The following is a 25,384-nucleotide window of genomic DNA, read 5'->3' as shown; positions in this document are numbered from 1 at the left end:
AACTAACTACTACAAATCCATTTAGATAAGCTGAATGACCGTTTAGTTGCCCGAATGGCCGGTACGTTCGCTTTACCAGACGAGAAACTTGAACCATGCTCGGCGTAAAGTGAAGATGGAGAGGGTGTTTGGTCACATCATGGGCAACCGGTCGTTCCGCCGTTTCTCTTTGCGGGGCCTAAAAAGGTTCACGTTGAATTTGGAATCGTGGCTTTGTCCCACAATCTACTGAAGGTGACAGGCATCCGCCTTGCTGCTTTCCCGCTCAAAAGCTCAGTACAAAAAAGTTGGATGGAAAATAGGTTATTTTCACATCCAACACAAAACATACTATTCAAATTGCCTGATTAGCTTCAGCAATACGACAGCTGCTTCGGCTCTTGTCGTGTGCACTTGCGGCTGAAACCTGTTGCCGGGCAGGCCGATCATCATCTGCTGCTCCATTGCCCACTGAACAGCAATCCGCGCCCACATAGAAATATCACCAGCGTCCTCGTATAGCAGATTGCCTGATTCAATCGCAGTGGAATCGGTAGCCGCTTCTACTCTCAAGCCATAGGCCTTGGCTGCGATCACGGCCATTTGTTCGCGCGTAATCAGCTCATCCGGAGCGAATACGCGGTCGCTATAGCCGTGAATCAGCCCATAGTGCTGTGCTGCGGCTATAGTCTTCTGTGCCCAATGTCCCTGCACATCGTCAAACACAGGGGCATACGCAGTGAATTCCTGACCCTTCAATTCAAGAGCCCGAACCAATAAAGTGATGAACTCGGCTCTGGTTACCTTGCGATTCGGCTGAAAGGTTCCATCTGGATAACCTTTAACGCAACCCCTTCTTACCAGCTCCCGAATCGCTTCACTAGCCCAGTGTCCTTCAATGTCGCTCAAGAATACCTGGCTATCATTAGCGCTGCATGCAGCCCCCGCTGAGCATTCACTTTCATCCGGCTTGGAGCCATCTCCGGTCTCCTTGGCAGGAGCCGTGTTATCCCCTCCGGGCGGATTTCCGCTGCCACTGGATGAGTTTCCCCCGGAAGGGCTGCCTCCACTGGAAGGCGACCCTCCGCCACCGCTGTTATTGCCCCCGCCTCCTTGCCCATTGTCATCAATAATAGGCCGAGGAGTTATTTTCACGGTCCGTATAACCTCTTCCGCTGCATTCCCCGCTGCATCAGAGACGTTATACCGCAGTATATACTCGCCGACAGCTCCAGTATCAACTTGGCCTGACACCCTGATCGTATGCGAAATATCTCCATCCACATCGTCCATGCCTTTAGCCCCCGGGTCTTGGAAGGCGGTGCCCTGTACAAGAACAATGATCGAATCGCCCGTTAACGTAATGACTGGCCGATTGCGGTCAATGTTCGTAATTTCGATTTGCTTCACCGTTTCATTGCCGGCCTCATCCTTCGCATAGAAGCTGATCCAGCCATTATCCACGGCGACCACTTCCGGCAATAACGGATCTCCATTATGCTCGAAATAGGCAGCATCCTGGAGCCCGAACGTCATTTTGGCTGCGACCAAGTTCACTGGCGAGTAAACAGATGTAGTCACAGTGACGTTCTGGTTCGTAGATACCGTCGGAAATACCGTAAGCTTAATGATCGGCACATCCCTATGGATATTTGTTATCTCGATCGTTTGTACGGCAGCATTGCCGGCGCGATCCTTCGCGTAAACTGTATAGATATCATTCAGCTCAGCTTCAAAAGAGCTTGATCCGCCAAAGTCCGTACCGGCCAGCTCAAAATAACTGACAGGCTGGTCTCCAGCCTCCCACTTCACCTCGCTGATCCCGCTTAAACGGTCATATACGTCGGCGGTTACCGTCACGCTCTGGTTGGTCGGCAGGGCGTTCCCAATGCTGAGATGAATCGTAGGCTCTGCTCCGTCATAATTGCTTACCACAATCGCCTCTACGACCCCATTCCCTGCGTGATCCTCAGCGTAGACCGTATACTCTCCATTTTGGCTGACTTGAAAAGAATTCTGGAATGAAACTCCTCCGCCATTTTGAAAAAATGAGACGGGCTGTCGTCCCGCATTCCATTTCAAAGCCACCTGGTCATCCGTATCATCGTTAGCGGCAGCGGTGATTGTGATAGGCTGATTCGTCCAATCCACTGGATCCAAGCTCACATCCAGCTGCGGAGCCTCTATGTCGATACGGCTCACCTCAATATCGGCACTTACCTCGAACCCGGCTTTGTCCTTAGCATAGACCGTATAAATCCCGTTCTCTTGAACGAGGAATTGGACAGCATCCACATTCAAGGGAGCCCGCTGCCCATTCGGCCCCTGCTTGGCCCACTCCAGCTCGGCAATCCCACTCCCGTTGTCGATATAGTTGATATTTACGGCAACAGGCTGATTGCTCCAGCTCGTTGAAGACAAAGCGAGGGAGAGGCTTGGACCCGTCTTGAAAATATTCGTCACGGAAATCGTCCGTACAGTTTCATTCCCTGCTCTGTCCTTGGCAAAGACCGTATATATGCCATTCTCGGACACAGGAAAGCTGCCGGTAAACACGCTGCCCCCCTGAGCGAAAGCGGCGGCATTCAGGTCTCCCTTGGCCCATTTCTGCTCAGCTATTCCGCTCTCTTGATCAAGCGCACTGACATCAATGATCACATCTTGACTTGTTGGCGCCCCCGTAGAAGGCGTTAACGTGATGTTTGGTGGAATGAGGTCGATTTGATCGATGGTGATGGTCTGGAACGTCTCATTGCCAATCTGGTCCACAGCATAGACGGTATACTTGCCATTGCTATCGGCAAGGAAAGTATTATTCACGATTAAGGTACCGCCTGTAAGGAAATAACCGGCTGTCTGCTGTCCTGCAGCCCATTTGAATTGCCCCGAATTCAAGCCGCTCTGATAATCGACGGCATTGGCCGTAACCGGGATCGGCTGGTTCGTCCATCCCTGCTGCTTCGTGAGGACCTCTAGCGTCGGTGCCACGCGGTCAATATTCTTAACTTCAGTGACGGCGACGATTTCATTGCCGACCTGATCTTTCGCGTACCATGTATACTTGCCGTTGTTAGTAGCCACGAAGTAATTTCCAGGCACTGTGGTTCCATAATTCCGCATGACTGAGGCGTCATGTTCGCCCAGCAGCCATTTTTGTGCAGCAACACCAGATGCATCATCTCTCACGGTACCTACGACATACACATTCTGCTGTGTCCAAACTGATGGTGAATGACTAAGTTCAATAATGATTGGCGGAGTTTTATCGACGTGAACCTTGCTCCCGTCCGTAGTGGCGTCAAGCTGGCCGCGCCTATTTCCTGTTTCATCTTCATATTCGAGCATAAACGGGATAGGGCCTTCAGGAACGGAAGAGTCCAGTGTCAAGGCAGCCTTCCAGTTTTTACGATTTCCATTTTGCACCACCTGAACCTCCTGCCCGGCAATTCGCACGACGGGGGGCTTCAGATAAAATGCAGAAGAAATGGATAGCGTGACCGTATCTCCGGCCTGCGCGTACTTCGGAGCGTTCTGATTGCTCGATGAGATACTCACTTTCTGTATCGTATCGACGTTTAACGTATAGGTGCCTGAGGATCTGCCGAAATCAAGCGTTTTAGTCTCGCCGTCCCAAGTGGTCTCATAATAACTTAAGGTCGCCCATATCGCTTCTGCAGGAACCGAATCCCCTTCCAATACAGTGACACCGTCCAGGCTGTATCTGTATTTTTGGTTGTGAATAGGATTCCCTTGGCCAAATCCGCCGTCGAAATTGCTGACCGTGATCCATCTAGCATCAGTAGGAAGTCCGTACCAATAATCGCTGATGAATCGTTTCTCGGTTGTTATTCCGTCACGACTGTAATAGATTTCTATCCCATTGCTCAAACCTCGGATCGGCATAAACGTTGCCCACTTCGCGTTGGAAGGCAGCTGACTAAAGTTTAAATCAATATAGGATATATCCTTTCCATCACTATAGCGATGTGACATCGTTGCGAATCCGCTCGGACTGTAATTAATGATATTAATCGTCTCGGCTTGTATCTGCTCGGCAGAAGCTCTGTTTGCAGGGCCGGCAAATAAGAGCGTCGCCGTAAAACAGATCATCGATAACAAACAAATAATTTTTTTTCTATCTGGGTATTTAATAGTACACTCCCCTTTCTGGATCCGCCCATCACTTCAAATTGTAAATTGTAAAAAATAAAATAAATATCCCCCGACCGAGGGATATTTATGGATACTTTCTATATCGCTTAACTATAGCTTACCTGCGCTCTTCCTCATCCAGCAATCCAATCGTCTTGGCTATAGCCGCTGCCTTCATGCGCCGATCTACCTTTAGCTTCTCAAATATGTTTTTGAGATGCGTTTTAACCGTTTCACTCGTAACGGTTAATGCTGCGGCAATTTCTTTATTGGATAGCCCTTCAGATACGAGCTTTAGCACTTCCTGCTCCCTTGTAGTTAATGAACGCCTGACTTCAGTCAGTCCATCCAGCTCTATGACTTGCTCTTCATCATGTCGATCTCCAGTAGAAATGGCTAATAACCTAGACTTTAATGCAAATAAAGCCTGTGAGGCTAAATTTTTGATCACATGGAATCGTTCGGCTGCAAAATGCTTTGATGTAAGCATATTCTCCATATACAGCAAACCGTGAACTTCCTCGTGGATGACGATAGGCATACAAAGAATAATCCCGCTGACTTTACTTCTTGCAGCCAGCGCTGTCTCCCGAAATGCTTCCCGCGTCGCTGCTTGCATAACCATTTTCTCCTGAAGAGCGCCGGCCACAAGCTCTCTTCTTATTTCCGGGTATGTATCTAAAGGAATGTGCTGAAGCGAAGAGACTTTTGCCTGACCTTCAAGCTTGGCTTCTATACTCACATACCATTGATTATGGCTGGGAATGATAAGTAATCCGCGCTGCGCTCCTGCGTTCTTTATTATAAGCTGCATTAATTGCTCTGCGATTTGTTCCCCGCTCATATTCTCTGCGAAGATTTCTGACGCTTGAACGATAGCGGCCAAATCCAGTACTTGAGGATAACTGACAATATTATCGGTTACAACCAGTGTAGTGCGATGAGCTTGGACGTGATGATCTCCAGAAGAAAAAGCCGTAGCATTCGTATGCCAGGGTAATCCAGTATTTCGCGGATCGTCCCCCCCGTTCGCGCTCATCTCCCATTTAGCCCGAGCAAAACTGTTTTTCCCATTCACTACTAAGGTATGCTCCCCTAGCTGCTCCAAAATGGCTTTCATGCTTGGATAACGACTTTCCGGGTTTTTGGCCAGCATTTTCATCACAATATCCGAGATGATCGAAGGTATCGTCGGGTTTGCTTGATCTAATGGCACAGGCTGCAGGGCCAGATGGGCATGCGCCCAATCCAGTGCTCCCTTTGCAGTGAAAGGAAGCCTCCGGGCAAATAATTCATAGAAAGCCATCCCCAAAGAATAAATATCCGCGCGATCGTCAACCGGATAATCCATTCGCCCCGTTTGCTCTGGCGACATATATATTGGATTTCCTTCCAAGCTGCTCTGGCCTTGCTCCTTCCGCTCATTCATTTGCACCGCATACCCAAACCCAGTTAGGAACACTTCATCCGTATGGCGCTGGATGAGCAGTGTGTCGGGCCTGATATTTAAATGAAGTATTTGGTGCTCATGAAGCTCCTGTAAGCGCGTCACTACACTCTTCATTATTTGCACATATGTATCAGGTGTCACAGTCGCCTTTGACCAATAATCCCGTAAGGTTAACGCGTGAACCGGTTCGTACTCCAGCACCATCATATTTTTAAAATTCAAATAGGAACTAGGCTTGAGAAGACCCTTCATATCCAGTTCGCTCAAAAAATTAAACTCATGAATAAGCTTGGCGTTTTCAATCGTTACGCTTCTTCCGCTTTTAACGATTTTTAACAACACCTGCTTAGACGTTTGTTCTATAGAGGCGAATGCAACTAGAAGATAAGAGTCTTCGTAAACCGTCCGTGTGATAGAGTAACCGGGAATATTTATCATTACGCTACAATCCTTTTTAACCGTGATATGTTATCATTCTTGGCTCAAGTGAATATGTGCTGGTTTTACCCCATTATAAACTAAAACTACCATCCTAAAAGATGCTAAGCGTAAAAAATCCCCATCAACTTCGGGCAAAAAAGGAGCCTCCCCAGGCTCCCCAAAATAATGACTATGTTCTTCTTACAGCGTTACAATTCTGCGCCGCCGTCTTCTCCGTCTTTCCAGCAGCAAGATGGCAAGCAAATCAAACAGCACGAGCGGAATAATGAACGGAGCGAACGTAGCATGGGTCTTGCTGCCCCGCTCATGGACGGAGGACACTTGAAGGTATAGCTTATTCCCGCTTACCTTGACGATTTTTCCGTACAGCACCGCCCCGGTCTTTGTCTTGATTTTGACCCTCTTACTCAGGTACTTCTTCGCCTGATCACTGATCTTTACCAAGCTTATCACCTCCCCAGGCTCATGACACAATATACGCGTCATTTGCCGGGAGAGTGTGGACGATTGCCTAATATATAAATTGTATAATCCTCAAGAGGAAATGGTTTGCTGACCTTCGCGATGGGTACGAGCCTTCTCCAACTGCCGCAAGCTCCGGTGAGCCAAATACAAAAACGGAACGCCGATAAAGGTCGTCAATCCGATGAGCGCAAAAATAAGCTGTGACGAAGCGACCCCCAGCCCCTCAAGCAGAAAACCGCCCAGCAAAGGCGCCAATACCGTTCCCAAGTTATTAAAACCAAACATACCGAAGTATGCTCCCCGCAGCTCAGGCTCGGCTATGCGATCGACAAGAACATCCGTTGCTGTGAAAATCAGCACCTCGCCAACAGTAAATATAACGACGCATATCATTAAAAAAGGGAGTGTATCGGACATCCCGAATAAAACAAGGCTAGTACCCGTGAACAAGTTACCGGCAATGATCGGCAGAGCCGGCGCAAAGCGGGCGGAGAGCCGTACGAGAGGATATTGAACCGCCAGCACGACTACCGCATTGAGCGATATCAGGTAACTGAACCATTTGACTCCCTCTTCAATCCGCGGACTCATCTCCATATACTGGGCCAGCGTGGAGTCGAAATGTCCATAACCGAGCACGCAGAAAATCATTCCGATCAGCACCAGCATAAATGTCCGGTTTCCGCCTGTCGCTTTCAAAGCCCCGCCGAGGCCAAGCCGCTGCTCATTTTCTTTGTTTGCCTGTCCAAGCTCATGATAGCGCCAAAACTGCACGACCAGACAGATGCCATAACAGGCGTAAACTACGGCCGCTATTAGAAACACGCTATTGGAATTGGTAGCCCCTACCTGCAGTCCGAGCAGCGGCCCGATGACGACCCCGATATTAATGGCCGCATATCGTAGATTGAATACGAGCAGCTTGCTCTCCTTCGGAGTAATGTCGGCAAGAAGCGCTCGGGAAGTAGGTTCGAACGTCGCCCTGCACAGACCGTTTAAAGCATTCATAATGAAGAAAATCCATATTTTATTCGCAAATGCAAACCCGGTAAATACGAGTACCCAGCCGAAGATCGCAATGAAGAGCACCTTTTTGCGGCCGATGACATCGGATACATAACCGCCATAGAAGCTGGCAAATACGCCGATCAGCGAGCTGACGGCTACGACGATCCCCGTCTCAGCTGGCGTGGCGCCCATGGAGCGGATCAGGTAAATCGACAAAAACGGGATGCTCATCGAAATCGCGGTGCGGCCAAAAATCGTGCCGATGATGATCGTCCAGGACAACGGGTGAATTTGTTTCAAATGAGCGTTCATTTATGCGCCTTCTTTATTTACAATTTATTCAAAACTATTCAACCATTTAACGCTTAATTTTTTAAACTGTCAAGATCTATTGCTAGACTGCGGATATGGTAAAATGAAATCCAACACATGGCCCAATTCCTGGGAAACGGGAGAATAGGAGGTAACCGCAATGAATCAAAGCATACTGCTTGTTGAAGACGACCTTTCGATCAGCGAAATGGTTATCAATTGCTTGTCCAAAGAAGGCTTCTCCATTACGCTCGCCCGCGATGGGGAGGAGGCCCTGCGCTTATTCGGCGAGCAAAGCTACGCACTTGTACTGCTGGATCTCATGCTGCCTTACTTAAACGGCATGGATTTCCTCAAAAAAATTAGGGAGCACAGCCGCGTTCCCGTGCTCATTGTGTCGGCGAAGGATAGTGAAGTGGATAAAGCGCTTGGACTTGGTTTTGGAGCTGACGACTATATCGCCAAGCCCTTCTCCTTGATTGAGTTGACCGCTCGCGTCAAATCCGCGATTCGGCGGGCGACGGAATATTCAGCAGCGGGAGGTCTCGCTTCAAGCAGTTCGAACATCATTACCGTTCAGGACATGAGCATGGATATCGACAATATCCGGCTAAGCAAGCATGGGCGTGAGATTCACCTGACCGCCAAAGAATGGAGCATTTTGAAGCTGCTGTTCACCTATCCGAAAAAGATATTTACCAAAGAGCAGATATACCGCTCCGTTTGGGGAGACGAATACTACGGCGACGAGAATATTATTAACGTTCATATGAGCAGGCTGCGCGACAAGATCGAGGACAATCCTTCCTCCCCGCAATATATCAAAACCGTCTGGGGCATAGGCTACAAATTAGGGGATTTTCAGTGATGACCGCCTTACTGTATATGTTGACCGTCCTTCTCGCTGGATCATTCAGTTGGAACCTCATTCAATATGCTGCGCAAAAGAAGCGTGATTCAAGCCTATCAGAGATATCCAGGAAGTTAAACCGCATTATCGGTAACGAAACCTCTGAACGGCTGCTGCTCTTTACCGATGATAAATATTTGCAAGACTTGGTCATGGACATCGAGGGGGTATTGGCCAGCAGCCAGAAAATGGCCGTTCGCTATGCAAGAACAGAGCAATCCATGAGAAAAATGCTGGCGAATATTTCGCATGATTTAAAGACGCCGCTGACCGTCATTCTGGGATACGTCGAAATGATCCAAGCCGATCCTGCCATGGATGAAGCCGAACGAAGCCGCCTGTTTCGTCATATTCAGCACAAAACGTCGGAAATCATTGCGTTGATCAATTCTTTTTTTGACCTGGCAAAATTGGAGTCCGGGGACCGGCAGATTGAGATAAAGAAAGTACATATCAATGAAATTTGCCGACAAAACATGGTAGCTTTTTACGAGTGGGTTCAATCCAGCGGCATGGAGACCGTCATCGAAATTCCCGACCACCCGATATATGCCTACGGAAATGAGGAAGCACTAGAGAGGGTATTAACCAATCTGCTCTCTAACGCGATCCGCTATGGACACGACGGAGGAACACTCGGCCTGGCCCTTGCTGCGGATGAAACCCACGTGACGATAGAAGTATGGGATCGTGGCAAAGGCATTCAGGAGCAAAATCTGGAGCGTGTATTTGAGCGCATGTTTACGCTCGAGGAATCGAGGAATCGTTCCTTTCAGGGCAGCGGACTGGGTCTAACGATTACCAAAAGGCTGGTGGAGGCGATGGACGGATCGATTACGCTGCACAGCCAACCTTTCCACAAGACGGCATTCACGATTAAGCTGCGCCTGGCGGCCGGTGCAAACGTAAGATTTTTGTAAGATTTATATCACAAATAAGATAATTTCCGCAGCTAGAATGAGGTCGTAACATAACGGAAGGAGCCATGCCAATGGAATATATCATTCAGACCCACGGGCTGAGCAAGGCCTACAACGGGAAAGAAACCATCAGCAATGTAAACATGAAGGTCCGAAAGGGAGAAATTTATGGTTTCCTCGGGCCAAACGGCGCCGGCAAAACAACCATCATGAAGATGCTGACCAATCTCGTGAAGCCCACGACCGGGGAGATTCTGCTGTTCAGCGAGCGATTGACGGCTGCTTCTTACGCAGTGTTGGGACGGCTCGGCAGCATCATCGAGTACCCGATATTTTATGAGAAAATGACGGCTGCACAAAACTTGGAGCTGCATGGCGAATATATGGGTTACCATAACAAACATGCCATTCAAGAAGCTCTGGATATGGTCAATTTAAGGAATACCGATCAGAAACCGGTGAAGGAATTCTCCCTTGGCATGAAGCAGCGGCTTGGCATTGCCAGGGCGATCATGACCAGACCCGAACTGCTCATTCTAGATGAGCCGATAAACGGGCTTGATCCGTTAGGAATTCAGGAAATGCGCCAATTATTCCAGACCTTGAGCAAGGAGTACGGGATTACCCTGTTAATCTCAACTCATCTGCTGGGTGAGATCGAGCAGATTGCAGATACAATCGGAGTAATCAGCGATGGCAGACTAATCGATGAAGTGTCTATGGAGAGCATTCGGGGACAAAATACGGAGTTTATTGAACTAACTACAGGGGAACCCAGCCGGGCTGCAGCCATTCTGGACCACCAGCTGCAGATTTCCAATTTCAAAGTACTGCATGATCGGGTCATCCGCATTTATGATGCATCGATCAGTCAGGGGGAGATTTTTCGGGCGTTAGTTCAACAGAACATCGAGATCGAGGCCATCAACAAGAAATCGATGTCCCTGGAGGAATATTTCCTGGATCTTATTCAACGCAACAACAAAAATATGAAGGGGGCATCGTAAATGATCAAGCTTATGAAGCTGGAGCTGAAGAAACATTCGCTGGGGTGGTATTTCAGCAGTGCGTTTATCGCCAGCCTGTGCATCATAGCAATACTCATATTGGTTAATTATGTAGAAGCTCCCCATGAAGTTCCCCTAAGAGATTTAGATGAAGCCTTGGTTGTCGTCGGGGCTGTTGCAAGAGTGACCTGCGTCATTCTAGGCGGGGTGCTAGTAGCTAAACTCATAGTTGAAGAATACAAAAACAAAACTATCTTTATCCTCTTCTCTTATCCCATCAGCCGTAAAAAATTGATCGGCGCGAAGCTGCTGTTCATTATGATCTTAACTTTTATAACCGTCTTTGTTACCAATTTGTTCTCGGCAGGCTTGCTTGTGCTGCTGAATTCTTATCTACATTTCATTCCCGGTAACGTAGACACAGAATTCTTGCTTAAACAGGTGTTATCCATATTCACCTTCTCGGTCGCCACGGCGGGCACCAGTTTGATCCCCTTGTATTTCGGCATGCGCAAGCAATCCGTACCTGCGACGATCGTATCTGCCATTTTTATCGTCGCGTTGATCGGCTCGCACAATCCGGGGTTCTCGATCGCCTCAATCGTTTATGTCCCGTTGGCCCTGGCTGTTGTTGGCGTAGCTATAGCCGGCTGGACGATTCGCAACGTGGAGAGGACCGATGTCGGGTAGATCACCTGAATACTGGTTAACGCTTCTGCTTGTCGCGGTTAGTCTTCATCTTCTCGTGAAGCACGTCTTTGAACCGGACGGACTTGCGCGTGTCGTCACTTTTCCTGGAAAGATGCATAATCGGTGATCTTGGATGCTGAGAGTAATAAGGCAATGCACTGTGAACGATAATGTCCATCGCTGTCTCGCTCCTTTCCTCACTTTTGTGTTATTTAACCAGTTACCGCACGCTTTAAACTTATTACGATATAAAAGGGAATAAAGTTGCAGTTAGGGCGGACATGAATAATTCATTGTTCCGCCTTAACTGTATTGTAGGTACATTGTGGAACATGGTACATTAGACTTATCTAGTTAACTAATGGAGCATTGGATGTGACCTGAAATGTCGAAAATGGAGATTCGTCCGATTCAGAGCCGTATCGAGCTGGAGGAGGTCTACGAACTGCTGGACCATTGCTTTCCGGTAGGCAAATCTTATTTTCAATCCCGGCTTGACCACAGTACCGCTTACCGCTTTGATACCACTTGGGTAGCTGTCGTGGATGGAGCCATCGCCTCCACCGTCCAAGTTTTCCCTTATATTTGCCGCGTAGAGGAGGTAACGCTCAAGGTTGCCGGCATCGGCAGCGTAGCAACGAAACCCGAATACCGCGGACAAGGACTAGGTCTGCAAATCTTGCAAAAACTAACGGAATGGATGGCGCAGGAAGGTTACGATTTATCGTTGCTTCTCGCGAGCATCCATCCTTTTTATGAAAAATTGGGCTGGACCATCGTCCCGGAAACGGAATATTGGCTGCCTGCAGATCAATTCTCTGATCGGATAAGCCTAGCTTTGGCGGATTCGGATGCAGCAGCAGCGAATGCTCCTTATTCGGTCAAGCCTCTCGAGCCGTCAGCCCATCTGGAGCAAATCGCTGCAATTTTTGAGCAAAACAATCAAAGGCGTACTTTATCACGGGTACGCAATCACGTCTATTGGCAGGAGATGCTGCAGTCGGACGAATGGCGGGAAGGCACGTGGTCCGTTGCCCTGCTGGGTGAGGCCATCATCGCTTACGGCCGCCTGGGGCGGCGGAATCCGTGGAATAACGAAGCCATTACCCTTGAGGAGCTCTGCTACTTGCCGGGACATGAGTCCGCAATTCTGCCGATTCTGTCCCATTTGACTGCACAGCATCCGAATATAGAGACATTGCAATTCAGGCTGCCGACTGATCACGCTTTACTGCCGCTCCTGAAGGATTGGAATGCGGAGCAAGCAGTATCGGACCTGATGATGTGGAAAATGATCCGGCTGGCCGAAACGCTGCAGATTATAAAGCCGGTTTTGGAGCGTAGGCTGCGTAACGAGTCGACTGTCAATTTCAGACTTGCCTTAAGCTGCGAAGAACAGTCCGCCCTGCTCATATATGAAGAGGAACATTTAACGGTTGTTGTGGATTACGATTCCAGCAGGGTTGCCACCCTGGAGTTCCGGCAGCCGGAGCTTGTGACAATGCTGCTTCATGGGTACAACAACGAAATGACGGTCGAGCTTCGCTCTGAAGCGCGGCATCAGCCGCATCCTCCGATGGTTGAATTGCTGCAGGTCATGTTTCCGATTCAAAACTCCGTGTTTTATTTAACGGATAAATTCTGATTCCGAGCCATCGGATATAAAACAGGCTCTTACCTGGATATCCTGCTGTTGAAAAAGGTTACAATATAATTGTAGACATAAGGAGAGGTGGAAGAATCATGCCAAACAACTCATTCCGAATCGAAAAGGACTTTCTCGGTTCTTTGGAAGTTCCGAAAGAGGCTTACTACGGCGTCCAAACGATGCGTGCGGTAGAGAATTTTCCCATTACCGGATACAAAATAAATACCGAGCTTATCCATGCGCTTGCCCTGGTGAAGAAAGCGGCCGCCCAGGCGAACATGGACATCGGCCAGCTCGACACTGCGGTCGGTAAAGCGATCATCCAAGCAGCGGACGAAATTATGCGCGGACATTATCACGATCAATTCATTACCGATCCGATCCAAGGCGGCGCAGGCACTTCGATCAACATGAATGCCAACGAAGTGATCGCGAACCGTGCACTGGAGATTCTCGGCAAAGAGAAGGGCGATTATGCCGCAGTCAGCCCGAACAACCACGTTAACATGTCCCAATCGACGAATGACGCATTCCCCACAGCGAATCATATAGCTATCCTGAACCTGCTCGACGGGCTAATTAAGACTACTCGCTCACTGGCCGATACGTTTAAGAAGAAGGCGCAGGAGTTCGACAGCGTGATCAAGATGGGACGGACTCATTTGCAGGATGCCGTGCCGATCCGTCTCGGACAAGAGTTCGAAGCCTACCGGCGCGTGCTGGAAAGGGACATTCGCAGAATGGACCAGACGAGACAAGCTTTGTTTGAAATCAATATGGGCGCTACGGCAGTCGGCACCGGACTAAACGCGGACCCGAAGTATATCAAACGGGTCGTCAAGCTGCTGGCCGAGCTAAGCGGTTATCCGATGTTCTCGGCGGCCCAGCTCGTCGACGCCACGCAGAACTGCGACGCGTATACGGAGACGTCGGCTGCGCTTAAGCTTTGCATGATCAACATGTCCAAAATCGCCAACGATTTGCGGCTGATGGCTTCCGGACCTAGAACGGGGTTCAAGGAAATTACCCTGCCGGCCCGACAGCCCGGCTCCTCGATCATGCCGGGCAAGGTCAATCCTGTCATGTGCGAGCTCATTAACCAGGTTGCCTTCCAGGTTATCGGCAATGACACCACCATAAGCATGGCTGCCGAGGCGGGACAATTCGAGCTGAACGTCATGGAGCCCGTGCTCGTGTTCAACCTGATGCAGTCCATCAGCATCATGAAACAGGCCTTCCAATCGTTCCAGAAATACTGTCTGGAAGGAATCACAGCGAACGTGGAGCAATGCAAATCCTACGTGGACCAGAGCGTCGGCATCATTACCGCGCTCAACCCGCATCTGGGCTACGAAACGGTCAGCAAAATCGCCGCCGAAGCTATTGCCACGGGCCGCTCCGTGCGTGAGCTATGCCTCGAATATAAAGTGTTAACCCCGGAGGAGCTCGATGAAATCCTCGATCCCCACGAGATGACCTCGCCGGGAATTGCCGGGGCCAAATTCCTGCATCATACCCCTTCCTCCGGGAAGTAAGGGGTGGCGGGGATGACGATCTGCACTGTCGTTCCCATCCCCGGCCTGCTGCCAATCGTTACGCCGTATTCAGCGCCAAAATGGAGCTGAATGCGGCTATTTACGTTGCGGATGCCGAAGCCGACGTTCTGGCCTTCCACCGGGTCGAAGATGCGGCGAATGAACGCAAGAGACATACCAAGGCCGTTATCGATCACCTTGAAGACGATATTGTCGCCGATCTTCTTCGCCTCAATCCGAATATGGAGGGCATCGCCAAACCAGGCATGCTCCAGCGCATTTTCAATGAAAGGCTGTAAAATCAATTTAATGGTTACATATCGCACGATCTCCGGATCGAGGTCGTAGGAAATCGTCACCTTGTCCCCGTATTTCGTCCTCTGGATATTGAGATAGGCTTCAGCCTGCTCCAGCTCATGGCGAATCGGGATCACCGTTCTTCCTTCATTTAAAGAGAGACGATAGAACTTAGCGAGATCAAGCACCATTTTCTGCAGCTTGTCGATTTCGCCAAATTTGGCCAACCGGCTGATGGAGGACAGCGTATTATACAGAAAATGCGGATTAATCTGCGCCTGCAGAGATTCCAGTTCCGCCTCCTTCTTCTCGATTTGCGTCAGATACACTTGTTCGATGAGATGATCGATGTTCTGACCCATCTCATTCAGCGCAGAGGCGATTTGAGAGAATTCATCCTTCCCCTTGTAACGCATCCGTTTGTGCAGGTCGCCTTCGCGGAAAGCGTTCAATACGGATACGATCTTCATGACGCGCACCGAGAAATACCGCGAAATGAATATGCCCGCGATCGAAAATACGATCAGTAAAATAACACATGTCCCCAATATAAACATGCTAACCCGTGCAGAATCCCGCTCCATAATCGTCATTGGCACATAGGCATGAAGCTTCCAATTCCCTTCATTCAACGTTTCAGTGATGGTTAAATAATCCTTCTCGGACAGTTCTTCCGTTCTCCAGCCTGCGGGGACTTCGCCCGATTGATATAAGACCCTACCCTGCTCATCCCTAAGAAGCAGTACGCTGCCCTCTCCGATTTTCAAATAATCCATCGCTTCAAACAGCTCCTGAATTCTAGCGCTAAAACGCATAAACCCAACTTCCTTGACTTCCAGCGGAAATACATCAACCATGCGCCGTAACAGGGATATCCGTCCGAATTCCTCGTCGCGCTGCACTTTTCTCCAGACCATCGTTTTCCCGTATTCCTCTTCGGGATGGGCCCTGTACCACTCTTGATCAACTAATCGTTCCGCATGATATATGTTGTATTTGCGTTCCAGCGTATCCAGGTTCTCTTGCTCGAAGGAGCCATAATAGGATTCGTTAAAATGCTGATTCTGCAAAAAAATAAACATGGCAATATTAATCCGTGTCGCCTGCATCGCGTTCTGAAACTTGGGCCTGAGGATCGTCATCGTCCTGTCATAAGTATCCCAGCCGTTCTCGAAATGGCGCAGCTGCCAGACCAGGGAATAATCATCATATATAATAGAAGAAACTCGTTCCACATCCTCCAGCTTGTATTCGATATTATCCCGAATTTGCAGCAGTGTTGCCTGCGTATTCGTTCGGGCATGCTTGCGGATCGACTCCTGATACATGGCATTCGAGAAATAGCCGATGGCGATGACAGGAATGACGATAAAGAACATATATGTAAGCATCAGCTTATAGCCGAACGGGATATACGGCCTCTGTCGTTTTTTTTCCTTCATAGGGATCAACATGTCTTCCCTCCAGTATTATTCTCGTTTGCGAAACTCCATTGGCGTCATCCCGTAGGTTTCTTTAAATTGCCTGCTGAAATATGGGATATAACGATATCCAACCTGATCGGCTACCTCATAAATTTTGAGCTTCGGATTTCGCAGCAGTTCGCAGGCTTGTTCCATTCTGAGCTGAACCAGCATTTCGCTGAAGGTCTTTCCCACTTCTTCCTTAAATAGATGGCCCAAGTAATTCGGCGAGAAGGAAAATTTGTGAGCAATATCCTTCAACGTAATATTCTCATGCATCTGCTCCTGCATCGTGCTCAATATATCGCGGATCAACCTGCTGCACTGGGAACTCTCCCTCCGCCGCAAGGTTTCAGAAATTTCGAAGGCTTTACGTACGAGCCAGGAACGAATATCGTCCATCATATCGAATTTCAATACAATATCCAGATTAGAAAGTTCGAAGCCAAGCATTTTGGACAGATCCTCATCCAGCGTGCTCAAATAGTGCTCCAGCTTGAAGACGATGTAAATCGCCAGGTTGTAGATCGTAAACTTGGAGCGAAGGGTCGATACCGATTGGAATAAATTATCGATTTCATCATGTATTTTAACGAGCTCATAATTGGACATCGCCTTGAACAAAGCATCAAGACGAATATCCAATGTTCTCGCATCCTTCATTTCCGGGGTACGGCGAACTTCTTCATATTTAATGATATGCCCTCGGCCAATAAACATTTTGCCATCCAGCGCTTCAAGCGCCTGCTTATAGGATTGCGGGAGCAGGGATATTTCCTGAACCGGCTCTCCAAGACCTATCGTCATGGGGATAGCCAGTTTCGAGTTTACTGCATCATATAAGGCAGCAAAACATTCATTTACTCTGTCTCCCTGGATGATGACGGCTAATCGCCGTTTGGACAGCTTACAGGCATGCTGCATGCCGCACTCCAGCAGCAGCTTATTCATTTCTTGCAGCAAATCGTCAGATTGTCCAGCCTCTTCTGGCCTGCTCTGATTTCTCCAATTCAAATCATCCATTTCAATGACGGCCGCCCGCAGCGGTCCTTGAAGCGCAAATAACCCATTGGCTGCAGCTAGCTTGGTCAAAACCTCAGACTCATCTCCCTGCAGCTCGCCTTCCAGCAAGCGAATGAGCAGCTCATTTTTTGCCATGGGAATCATACTTTGGTAATGCTCCTCGGCTTCCTTTCGTTTACCTTCGAGCTCAAGCTCTTGCCTGATCGTTTGAAGGGATGCGATCAGCTCATCGTCATCCACCGGCTTAAGTACATAGCTGCAAGCCTTCATGGATAACGCCTGCTTCACATAATGAAAATCCTGGTAACCGCTTACAAATACGATGCGAATGTCGGGCTTCTTTTCGATTGCCTTTCGTGCCAGCTCCAGCCCTGACATATTGGGCATATTGATATCCGTCACCAATATATCAACCGGCCGATGCTTGATAACTTCGCAGGCAGCGAATCCATTACTCACAGCATCAATCACTTCAAGCCCCAGCTCAGACCAAGGAATGAACCGCTTCAATCCTTCGAGGTCCAGCATTTCGTCATCGGCTAACAGTACTTTATACACGGTACCCCTCCTCCCGAGTCATCTTCTTGAATTTTAATGATCCTCACAGTTTGCAGCCAACACAATGAGGGGTCCCGTAGGCCCCCTCAAATTACAATTATTGGTTTCTATTAATCATGGCCTTATTCTCTTCCCACTTCGTTGTATAATAGTCGAGCACCTTTTGGAATCCAGCTCTCATTGAATCTTCATGGGCCTTATCCAATAATGCTAATGCTTCTGCATCAGATTTAGCATACATGGACTGCGGTCTTACTTTCAGCCATATATCCTTAACCCGCTGGAAGGCGATTCCCTCCTCGGAATCTGGCATCGGGTGCATATTTACAAACTCCGTATAGTCGCCTTGAGTTCTCCAAGTGATCTTATACTGCCAGTAAGTGGCCCAGTTCCGATCCTCTTCCTTCAAGGTCTCTTCATATTTTCCTTTCATATCATCCAAGTATACGGTATTACCCACCCACTGGAACGGATCCGTGCTCTTTTGATACTCGGCCAGCTGATCTCTTTGCGTTACATATTTCTCGGTGAATATCGGCGTCGTTCCATCCTCCTGCCAACCTTGCCAGTACTCTCCCTCAACTCCGTAGTATTGCAAGACCATACCCTCTGGTCCCGTCCACCAATCAAGGAATGCAAATACAGCCTCGGGGTCCTTCGCGCTGGTTGTAATTACCCCCACGTTCCAGCCCAGTTTATTATAAGTACCTGGGAAAATTTTGTTCTTATCCAGACCTTCCTTGTGGATCGGCCAAATCATGAAGTAACCATCATTCGGATCTTTCTTTCTTAACGCTACGTCAGCTTCCATAGCAAATACCGTTGGGTTCCCGGAAGCATACACAGCTACCCGGCCAGATACAAGCTTCTCTAGAACCTGATCACGGGTTTGCGTCATGGCATCCTGTGTGATCAGACCTTCACGGAACAATTTGGCTGTATACACCACAGATTCACGGAACGCCTCGTCTTTATAAATCGATTCCATCTTGCCGTCGACAGGTACTGCATAATATCTTTCGGCACTTAAATTATTCTCCTTAAATGCGGAGAAAATCTGGCTAATACCGTGTCCCTCAGAAGCTATGTCTGTTTCCAGAGGAGTGACTTTCGGATATTTCTCTTTAACCATTTTCAAATAACTGTACAAATCGTCGGTTGTTTCAAGCTTAGGCGAACCGAGTTCCTCGTACATTTTTTTGTTCACTACCCAGCCTGCGTTACCGTTCGGGCGGTTCGTGTACCAGTTCGGGAATTGATACAGTTTACCGTCAGGTGAACGCAGCATATTCAATGCTATAGGGTCAAGCCACTTTTTCAGATTCGGATATTTATCAAGGTAACCATCAAGCGGCACAAGAAGACCGGCTTCCCGGAGGCGCTCTACGTCTGCCCCGCGCTCTCCCCAGACGATGTCCGGCAAGTCACCTGAAGCAATCATGGTGTTGAGCTTTGAAGCGTTATTACCACCGTTCGGAATTTCCTTAATTGTAACCTTTTTGTTGTCCTGAACCCATTTCGTCATAGGATCTGCTCCCCATTTCGGCATGGTGTACCACTCGTAATTACCGAAGATGGAAATTTCAAGCGGTTCTTTGCCAAGCTGATACAGGTTGGACTCCTGAGGTGCTTCCTCCCCCTGTTGTTCTCCTCCGTTGTTGCTCGGTGCGGCTGCTTTGTTGCCGCCATTTCCGGATGAGCAACCCATCATGAGCGAGAAGATCATTACCACAGACAAGATACTGATTAACCAGCTTCTTTTTTTCATCCTGCTGCTTTCCCCTTTCAAATTCTTATTTATGTTTAAAGCATAATGCTCCAAACTCAGTCCATTTCGAGCAGTTATGGTCTATCTACTCTTTCAGTGAACCAACAAGAACTCCTTTAACGAAATGCTTCTGGACAAATGGGTATACCGTGATAATCGGAAGTGTGGCTACCATCATCGTTGCCATGGACAAAGATTTGCTTGTGATCGTTCTTACCCTGTCCATATGTGCCAGTGCCGAGGAATCAAGCCCTCCTTGATCTGAAACAATATTCGAAAGCAGAATCTGCCTGAGGATCGTCTGAATCGGATATTTTTCCACGTCAGAAATATAAATCCCCGCCAAGAACCATTCATTCCAATGCGCTACCGCCGTAAATAAAGACAATGTCGCGATGACCGGGCCTGACAGCGGAATCACGATACGAAAAAAAGTCCCCCAATTCCCGCAACCATCTATTTTAGCCGATTCCTCCAGTCCTGTCGGAAGCCCCTGAAAGAAAGTACGGAATATAATCATGTTCCAGACGCCGACCAGGGAAGGGATGATAAATACCCAGAAGGAATTCATCAGTCCAAGATTACGGATGAGCAGGAATGTGGGAATCAAGCCACCCGCGAAATACAACGTAATAATACACATAATCATGTAATATTTGCGGCCGATCAATTCCTTTTTGGACATGCCATATGCAAATATGGCTGTACATAATATCGATGAGAATGTACCGATCACTGTACGGAGGATCGAGATAATAAAGCCGTTGATCAGCCTTTCGTCTTTAAACACTACGTTATAATTTTCCAGTGTGAATACTCTGGGCCAAAGCGTAATTCCGCCTCTTGAGGTATCCATTCCCTCGTTAAAGGAAATGGCCAGCGCATTCAGGAATGGATACAAGGTTGAAAGCGCCAGTAGAGTCAAGAAAACATAAATGATAACTACCATAATTCGATCGCCATAGCTGTCACGCACCATTTCCGCATTCCTCCAATTGTGTCACGATTACCATAGACTATTGCCAGATCTTCTGGCTACAAAGTTAGCCAAGGTCAAAAGTCCAACACTTACCACTGCTTTGAACAAACCTACCGCTGTAGCGTAGGAGTAACGGTAGTTTTCAATCCCCACCCGCACGACATACGTGTCGATAACATCGGAGACATCCCTAATTGCCTTATCTGCAGCAAGGATGAGAATATCTTCAAAGCCTGCACTGAGCAAATTGCCGATCGCCAAAATCATGAAGATCGTAACAACTGGCATAATTGAAGGAAGCGTTATCAAATAAATTTGTTTAAAACGGCTTGCCCCATCGATGGAGGCTGCCTCATAGGTATGCGGATCAACTCCAGCAATCGCCGCCAAGTAAACGATGGAGCCGAACCCAATCTCTTTCCACACATTTGTAGTGATGAGAATTCCCCAAAAGTATTCAGGTAAGGACAAGAAAGTAATCGGCTGGGAGATCAGGTTCAATCGCTCTAACAGCATATTTACGGCACCGCTGTCTGCGGACAGCAAGGAGCTCACCAGACCGCCAACAATAACCCAGGACATAAAGTACGGCAAGTAAGTCACGGTTTGGACGGTTCTTTTAAATGCCATTTTCCGGACTTCATTCAGCATTAAGGCCAGGATGACTGGCGCTGGAAATCCAATAAGAAATTTAAGAAAACTGATGACGATGGTGTTGCGCATCACCAGACCGAATTCCGGCGAATTGAAAAAATAATTGAAATGCTTGAATCCCACCCAAGGACTGCTCGTGAAGCTGCTGCCGATTTTATAATCCTGAAAAGAGATTAAAATTCCGTACATCGGAATGTACGAAAAAACAAAAATGAGCGCCAGCGCCGGGATGACCATTAATTGCAAATCCCATTGTTTTAAAAATCGCGTCAGCCCGCTTTTTATTTTCGTCTGCGGCGGGCTTGGCTGCATATTTTTCTCAATGGAAAGCTGTGACATATGTTGTTCCCTCCTACTCCGTTTTCCAACGTCACTGAAGTAATCCACACTTATATCTTAAAAAAAGTCGGAGGGTATTAACTACTTGCCTAATCAACTAAATCTGATAAAAATCACCGTCTTTTATAAATTCTGTAATCACAAAAAAAGAGATGCCCCTGTTGTCATCGTTGATGACTGTCAGGACACCCTCTAATTTTCCTAAGGTTTAGGAAAAAAAGTTCGGCAGATACTCGCGATGCGCCTCCAGCATTTCATCCAGGAGTATTTTAGCCGTCGAGACGGAAGGGACGAGCGGATGATGCGCCAAGGCTTGAAGTGCCAGCCCCCGATCACCGCTAACGGCAGCATCGATCGTCAAGCTCTCGTACGTCTTCACCGCGTGCAGCAGCCCCTTGATATGCGGCGGTACCTGTCCCGGAACGAGCGGAATCGGCCCGCCGGAGGTCACAACGCAATTTACCTCGATGGAGGCATCTTCAGGCAAAAAATCATAGATTCCCCCATTGGCCACGTTTAGTGTCTGAATATCATTGCGTCCCAGATACAGAGACTGCATCAGCCTTACAGCTGCCTCGGAATAATAAGCTCCGCCGCGCTGCTCCAACTGCTTCGGCTTCTCCTCCAGCGTCTCGTCCTCGTACAGCTCGAACAATTCCTTCTCCACCCGGCTGACGATATCGGCCCGCGTTCCGTTCTGCTGCAGTGATTCCTTCATTTCCGCAAACATCTCGTTTTGCATATAAAAATATTTAAGGTAATAGGTCGGCACGGCCGCCAGCGATTGCAGGAACTCAGGGTCCCAGCCAAAGGTAGGAACGTTCGACGCGGTATACTCGCCGCCCTCCCCCGCGAGGAGCTCGGGCAGCACCTCCTTGCCGTTCACAAGGGCGGAGGTTACCCAGTGCAGATGGTTAATACCGACGAACTCCGGCAGCACCTTCTCCTCCGGCACGCTATAGGCCGAGGCCAGGGACTTCTTGAAATTGATCGGCGAATTGCACAGCCCGATCGTCCGGACGCGCGAATATTTCTGAACGGCCTCGGTGACCATGCCAGCCGGATTCGTGAAGTTCAGCATCCATGCATGCGGAGCCAGCTCCTCGATATCGCGGCAAATGTCCAATATGACAGGGATGGTCCGCAGTGCCTTGAACATGCCTCCGGGACCGGTCGTTTCCTGGCCGATCACCCCATGCTTAATCGGGATATGCTCATCGAGCTTTCTGGCTTCCAGCATGCCTACGCGCATCTGTGTCGATACAAAATCTGCGTCTTTAATCGCTTCTCTCCGATTCAGGGTCAGATGCACCTGAATAGGCAGCCCAGCCTTGCGGACCATCCGCTTGGCGAGATTGCCTACGATATCCAGCTTACGCTTCCCTGCCTCGATATCGACCAGCCAGATTTCAGCAACTGGCATTTCCTCATAACCGTGGATCAGCCCTTCCACCAACTCGGGGGTATACGAGGAACCCCCGCCGATTACGGCTATTTTGAGACCGCGTCTGTCACTCATCCTTTGCCTCTCCCTTCAAATCGCTAAAGCTTATGCCGCGCAAGCGCTCCATGATTTCCCCGTTCGCCATATGTCCGGCTGCGTCCATGGCGCTTAACACCGCGCCGGCTACCGGCTCCATCGTAATACGCGCGACTTTCGCCCGCGGAGCTGTCAGGCTGACGGTTCTGGCCAGCGCGTCAGTCATAATCGTGCTCCGGCCTTTGGCAAGGATGCTGCCGCCGAGCACGACATCAAAATCTTCCTTCTCCATGCCGAGCCGGCGAATTAGCGCTGCAGCTGCATTTCCTAGCTCGCTGCCCTGCTCTGCCAAATGGCTGGCAGCAACCTCATCGCCTTGCTCAGCGGCAGCAAATACTACCTCCGCCAGAGATAGCGGAGGGACATAGCCTTGGTCCAGCGCCGCGTCGAGCATTTGCGGGACACTTTGGAACCCCGCAGTCTTCAAGACAAGGTCATGAAGGAGTGTGGGCTTCCCCCGCAAATCCCAGGCGCGCACCGCTGACCGGAACGCGAAATTCGCGAGATCCCGCCCCGAACCATGGCCATCGCCATAAATATATCCAAACCCGCCATACTGCAGCTCCTCGCCGGCCGGGTTGCGGGCGGCGGCATTGAATCCTGTACCGCTAATGACGACGGCTCCGTATGAACGAGCCGTGCCCGACCGCATGGCGATCATCGTATCACAGGCGATGGAATGCTGTGGAAAGCCCAATCTTCGGATCATCGGACGAAGCACCGCATAATCGGGCTCGCGGTCCGCTCCGGCTAGGCCGAAATAAGCATGCGTAATATTATCTTTGGACAAGCCTGCTTCCCGAAGCGCCTGATCGCAAACTGAAGCAATATTATTCTCCGCATGAGCGGGGTTGGTCTGATGATTTCCATTGCCGCTTGCACCGCGGCCGAGTGTCTCGCCCTTCTCGTTGACGATGAGGCTGTAGGTCTTGCTGCCGCCAGCGTCGACACCCAAAAAGAAGTTCATAGGTCATCTCTCCTTCTCCTTTAGGATACGAGGATAACCTGCCGATTTCTTCTGTAATCAAGCTCAAAGCTGATACAATCTTACTGTTTTGGATCACTCACAGCAGATTTAGCCGCTTATTCCCCCTGCAGCCGCCTTCTCATTGCGGTCGGAGTTACCCCCAGATAATTCAAGAATATCCGGTTAAAGTTCGAGAGATTTCTGAATCCGCACCGCTCAGCGATTTCTAGTACGCTCAGTTCTCCCTGCTCCAGCAGCTCGACCGCATGATCAAGCCGAAGCTGAACGAGATAGTGCAGCGGCGAAGTTCCTACCACCTGGTTAAACAGTGCGCTGAAACGGGATGGGCTCAAGTGAGCGATTTCTGCCATCTCCTTCAGCGTCCATGGGTGGGATACTTCGGCCTCCAGCGCCAAAATAACCGCTCTCATCTGCTCTAATTGTCTTCGGCCGGAGACAGAGCGCCGTGTACTTGTGCTGCTTATGACCTCTCTTTTGCCTCCGCCAGGGATGATGTCCTCATGCTTGAAGCTTCGGTTCACCTCGCCAAGCAGTTGCAACAGCAAACCGCGAATGATCGAGACATGCGACGGCTTCTTGGCCGCGAACTCGGCATCAATGGCCTCGATGTATCCGGCCAGACGCTCGCTTCCAGGCTGCTCATGCGAAATATGATTCGAGAAATAAGACCCGATGTCACGGAACGGCAGCAAAATTTCCGGATCATATCTTTGCTCGGTGGCAAGCAGGGACGGCTCTATCATCAGGATGACCATCTCCAGGCCAATGCCCTCGTAGGCGCGATGCAGGTCATTTGAGCCGATTAGGAAGATGTCGCCTGCCTCGAATGGATACTCTTGCCCGTTGATGACGTAAATCCCGCTTCCACGAGTGATCCAGTTGATCTCGAGAGCCCGATGCCAATGGAGCCGCTGGAATAATGGGGATACCCCTTCTGTTCTTGAGACATGCAGCGGAAATTGCGGGGGCAGTTCAATCTGATCCCGCTGAATGGATATTGTCGACTCCTTCAATTTTTTCGCCTCCTAAACGCCTTGTTCTTATCACAAATTTACCTGGAATTGGCATGTCCGCCAAATCAGCTGCAAAAAAATAAGCTTGACGAGCAGCAGCGGAGGACGATAGTATGTTACTTAAATTTCTTAATGATTTGTCATTTTTGTTGGTATTAGGTATTAAACCCATTATCAACCATGGCAAATTTTGAAGTTTTTTTACCGATATTTGTCGTTTGATTGCCTCTTAAAACACGGTATGA

19 protein-coding genes are annotated in these 25,384 nt (G+C 49.0%); 6 read left to right on the top strand and 13 right to left on the bottom strand.

What is annotated here, in order from left to right; all coding sequences use genetic code 11:
- Positions 1–330: 330 nt before the first annotated feature.
- The 4 genes from ACYUJT_RS18235 to ACYUJT_RS18220 form a co-directional block, all read right to left on the bottom strand.
- Positions 331–4,089 carry an S-layer homology domain-containing protein gene (locus ACYUJT_RS18235; RefSeq protein WP_460324775.1) on the bottom strand — a complete coding sequence of 1,253 codons (3,759 nt, stop codon included), beginning with the start codon at positions 4,087–4,089 and terminating at the stop codon, positions 331–333.
- A 160-nt stretch (positions 4,090–4,249) separates the two neighbouring features.
- Complete coding sequence (locus ACYUJT_RS18230; protein ID WP_460324773.1) at positions 4,250–6,019, bottom strand: protein kinase domain-containing protein; 1,770 nt, start codon at positions 6,017–6,019, stop codon at positions 4,250–4,252.
- Between the two features lie 183 nt (positions 6,020–6,202).
- Positions 6,203–6,475 carry a hypothetical protein gene (locus tag ACYUJT_RS18225; RefSeq protein WP_460324835.1) on the bottom strand — a complete coding sequence of 91 codons (273 nt, stop codon included), beginning with the start codon at positions 6,473–6,475 and terminating at the stop codon, positions 6,203–6,205.
- An 81-nt stretch (positions 6,476–6,556) separates the two neighbouring features.
- A complete protein-coding gene (locus ACYUJT_RS18220) occupies positions 6,557–7,807 on the bottom strand; it encodes an MDR family MFS transporter (protein WP_460324771.1) in 1,251 nt (416 codons plus the stop codon).
- A 160-nt stretch (positions 7,808–7,967) separates the two neighbouring features.
- Between ACYUJT_RS18220 and ACYUJT_RS18215 the strand changes: the two genes are divergently transcribed.
- The 4 genes from ACYUJT_RS18215 (at position 7,968) to ACYUJT_RS18200 (ending at position 11,334) form a co-directional block, all read left to right on the top strand.
- Positions 7,968–8,675 carry a response regulator transcription factor gene (locus tag ACYUJT_RS18215; RefSeq protein WP_460324769.1) on the top strand — a complete coding sequence of 236 codons (708 nt, stop codon included), beginning with the start codon at positions 7,968–7,970 and terminating at the stop codon, positions 8,673–8,675.
- A complete protein-coding gene (locus ACYUJT_RS18210) occupies positions 8,675–9,637 on the top strand; it encodes a sensor histidine kinase (RefSeq protein WP_460324832.1) in 963 nt (320 codons plus the stop codon). The genes ACYUJT_RS18215 and ACYUJT_RS18210 overlap by 1 nt, the downstream gene beginning before the upstream one ends.
- Before the next feature lie 71 nt (positions 9,638–9,708).
- On the top strand, positions 9,709–10,644 hold the full coding sequence (locus tag ACYUJT_RS18205) for an ABC transporter ATP-binding protein (RefSeq protein WP_460324767.1): 936 nt from the start codon (positions 9,709–9,711) through the stop codon (positions 10,642–10,644).
- On the top strand, positions 10,645–11,334 hold the full coding sequence (locus tag ACYUJT_RS18200) for an ABC transporter permease (protein ID WP_460324765.1): 690 nt from the start codon (positions 10,645–10,647) through the stop codon (positions 11,332–11,334).
- Positions 11,335–11,350: 16 nt separating this feature from the next.
- Here ACYUJT_RS18200 and ACYUJT_RS18195 read toward each other — a convergent pair whose 3' ends face one another.
- Entirely contained in the window at positions 11,351–11,512 is a 162-nt protein-coding gene (locus ACYUJT_RS18195; RefSeq protein ID WP_460324763.1) for a hypothetical protein, read from the bottom strand.
- 207 nt (positions 11,513–11,719) lie between these two features.
- Between ACYUJT_RS18195 and ACYUJT_RS18190 the strand changes: the two genes are divergently transcribed.
- Complete coding sequence (locus ACYUJT_RS18190; protein ID WP_460324761.1) at positions 11,720–12,979, top strand: GNAT family N-acetyltransferase; 1,260 nt, start codon at positions 11,720–11,722, stop codon at positions 12,977–12,979.
- Positions 12,980–13,077: 98 nt separating this feature from the next.
- Entirely contained in the window at positions 13,078–14,517 is a 1,440-nt protein-coding gene (gene aspA / locus ACYUJT_RS18185; protein ID WP_460324759.1) for an aspartate ammonia-lyase, read from the top strand.
- On the opposite strand, the gene ACYUJT_RS18180 is transcribed toward aspA, so the two are convergent.
- The 8 genes from ACYUJT_RS18180 to ACYUJT_RS18145 all read right to left on the bottom strand — a co-directional run bounded on the left by ACYUJT_RS18180 (position 14,493) and on the right by ACYUJT_RS18145 (position 25,139).
- Positions 14,493–16,256: a cache domain-containing sensor histidine kinase gene (locus tag ACYUJT_RS18180; protein WP_460324757.1), complete on the bottom strand. Its 1,764-nt coding sequence runs from the start codon at positions 16,254–16,256 to the stop codon at positions 14,493–14,495. The genes aspA and ACYUJT_RS18180 overlap by 25 nt on opposite strands.
- A gap of 27 nt (positions 16,257–16,283) precedes the next feature.
- Positions 16,284–17,858, bottom strand: a complete 1,575-nt coding sequence (locus ACYUJT_RS18175; protein ID WP_460324755.1) for a response regulator — start codon at positions 17,856–17,858, stop codon at positions 16,284–16,286.
- Between the two features lie 97 nt (positions 17,859–17,955).
- Positions 17,956–19,626, bottom strand: a complete 1,671-nt coding sequence (locus tag ACYUJT_RS18170; RefSeq protein WP_460324753.1) for an extracellular solute-binding protein — start codon at positions 19,624–19,626, stop codon at positions 17,956–17,958.
- Between the two features lie 85 nt (positions 19,627–19,711).
- Complete coding sequence (locus ACYUJT_RS18165) at positions 19,712–20,605, bottom strand: carbohydrate ABC transporter permease (RefSeq protein WP_460324751.1); 894 nt, start codon at positions 20,603–20,605, stop codon at positions 19,712–19,714.
- A 27-nt stretch (positions 20,606–20,632) separates the two neighbouring features.
- Positions 20,633–21,598, bottom strand: a complete 966-nt coding sequence (locus ACYUJT_RS18160) for an ABC transporter permease (RefSeq protein WP_460324749.1) — start codon at positions 21,596–21,598, stop codon at positions 20,633–20,635.
- Between the two features lie 208 nt (positions 21,599–21,806).
- Positions 21,807–23,117 (bottom strand): 6-phospho-beta-glucosidase, encoded by a 1,311-nt coding sequence (locus ACYUJT_RS18155; RefSeq protein ID WP_460324747.1) that lies wholly within the window; start codon positions 23,115–23,117, stop codon positions 21,807–21,809.
- Positions 23,110–24,105, bottom strand: a complete 996-nt coding sequence (locus tag ACYUJT_RS18150; RefSeq protein ID WP_460324745.1) for an N-acetylglucosamine kinase — start codon at positions 24,103–24,105, stop codon at positions 23,110–23,112. The genes ACYUJT_RS18155 and ACYUJT_RS18150 overlap by 8 nt, the downstream gene beginning before the upstream one ends.
- A gap of 116 nt (positions 24,106–24,221) precedes the next feature.
- On the bottom strand, positions 24,222–25,139 hold the full coding sequence (locus ACYUJT_RS18145; RefSeq protein WP_460324743.1) for an AraC family transcriptional regulator: 918 nt from the start codon (positions 25,137–25,139) through the stop codon (positions 24,222–24,224).
- Positions 25,140–25,384 lie beyond the last annotated feature (245 nt).

This window comes from Paenibacillus sp. YSY-4.3 (assembly GCF_054767475.1).
The sequence above is the reverse complement of the archived record's forward strand: the minus strand, read 5'-3'. Positions and strand labels throughout refer to the sequence as shown.

Coding starts and splice junctions, on each gene's coding strand:
- ACYUJT_RS18230 (WP_460324773.1), bottom strand. CDS start 6,019: ATGATAAATATTCCCGGTTACTCTATCACACGGACGGTTTACGAAGAC.
- ACYUJT_RS18210 (WP_460324832.1), top strand. CDS start 8,675: ATGACCGCCTTACTGTATATGTTGACCGTCCTTCTCGCTGGATCATTC.
- ACYUJT_RS18155 (WP_460324747.1), bottom strand. CDS start 23,117: ATGAGTGACAGACGCGGTCTCAAAATAGCCGTAATCGGCGGGGGTTCC.
- ACYUJT_RS18200 (WP_460324765.1), top strand. CDS start 10,645: ATGATCAAGCTTATGAAGCTGGAGCTGAAGAAACATTCGCTGGGGTGG.
- ACYUJT_RS18220 (WP_460324771.1), bottom strand. CDS start 7,807: ATGAACGCTCATTTGAAACAAATTCACCCGTTGTCCTGGACGATCATC.
- ACYUJT_RS18195 (WP_460324763.1), bottom strand. CDS start 11,512: ATGGACATTATCGTTCACAGTGCATTGCCTTATTACTCTCAGCATCCA.
- ACYUJT_RS18215 (WP_460324769.1), top strand. CDS start 7,968: ATGAATCAAAGCATACTGCTTGTTGAAGACGACCTTTCGATCAGCGAA.
- aspA (WP_460324759.1), top strand. CDS start 13,078: ATGCCAAACAACTCATTCCGAATCGAAAAGGACTTTCTCGGTTCTTTG.
- ACYUJT_RS18150 (WP_460324745.1), bottom strand. CDS start 24,105: ATGAACTTCTTTTTGGGTGTCGACGCTGGCGGCAGCAAGACCTACAGC.
- ACYUJT_RS18205 (WP_460324767.1), top strand. CDS start 9,709: ATGGAATATATCATTCAGACCCACGGGCTGAGCAAGGCCTACAACGGG.
- ACYUJT_RS18170 (WP_460324753.1), bottom strand. CDS start 19,626: ATGAAAAAAAGAAGCTGGTTAATCAGTATCTTGTCTGTGGTAATGATC.
- ACYUJT_RS18165 (WP_460324751.1), bottom strand. CDS start 20,605: ATGGTGCGTGACAGCTATGGCGATCGAATTATGGTAGTTATCATTTAT.
- ACYUJT_RS18235 (WP_460324775.1), bottom strand. CDS start 4,089: ATGATCTGTTTTACGGCGACGCTCTTATTTGCCGGCCCTGCAAACAGA.
- ACYUJT_RS18190 (WP_460324761.1), top strand. CDS start 11,720: ATGTCGAAAATGGAGATTCGTCCGATTCAGAGCCGTATCGAGCTGGAG.
- ACYUJT_RS18180 (WP_460324757.1), bottom strand. CDS start 16,256: ATGAAGGAAAAAAAACGACAGAGGCCGTATATCCCGTTCGGCTATAAG.
- ACYUJT_RS18160 (WP_460324749.1), bottom strand. CDS start 21,598: ATGTCACAGCTTTCCATTGAGAAAAATATGCAGCCAAGCCCGCCGCAG.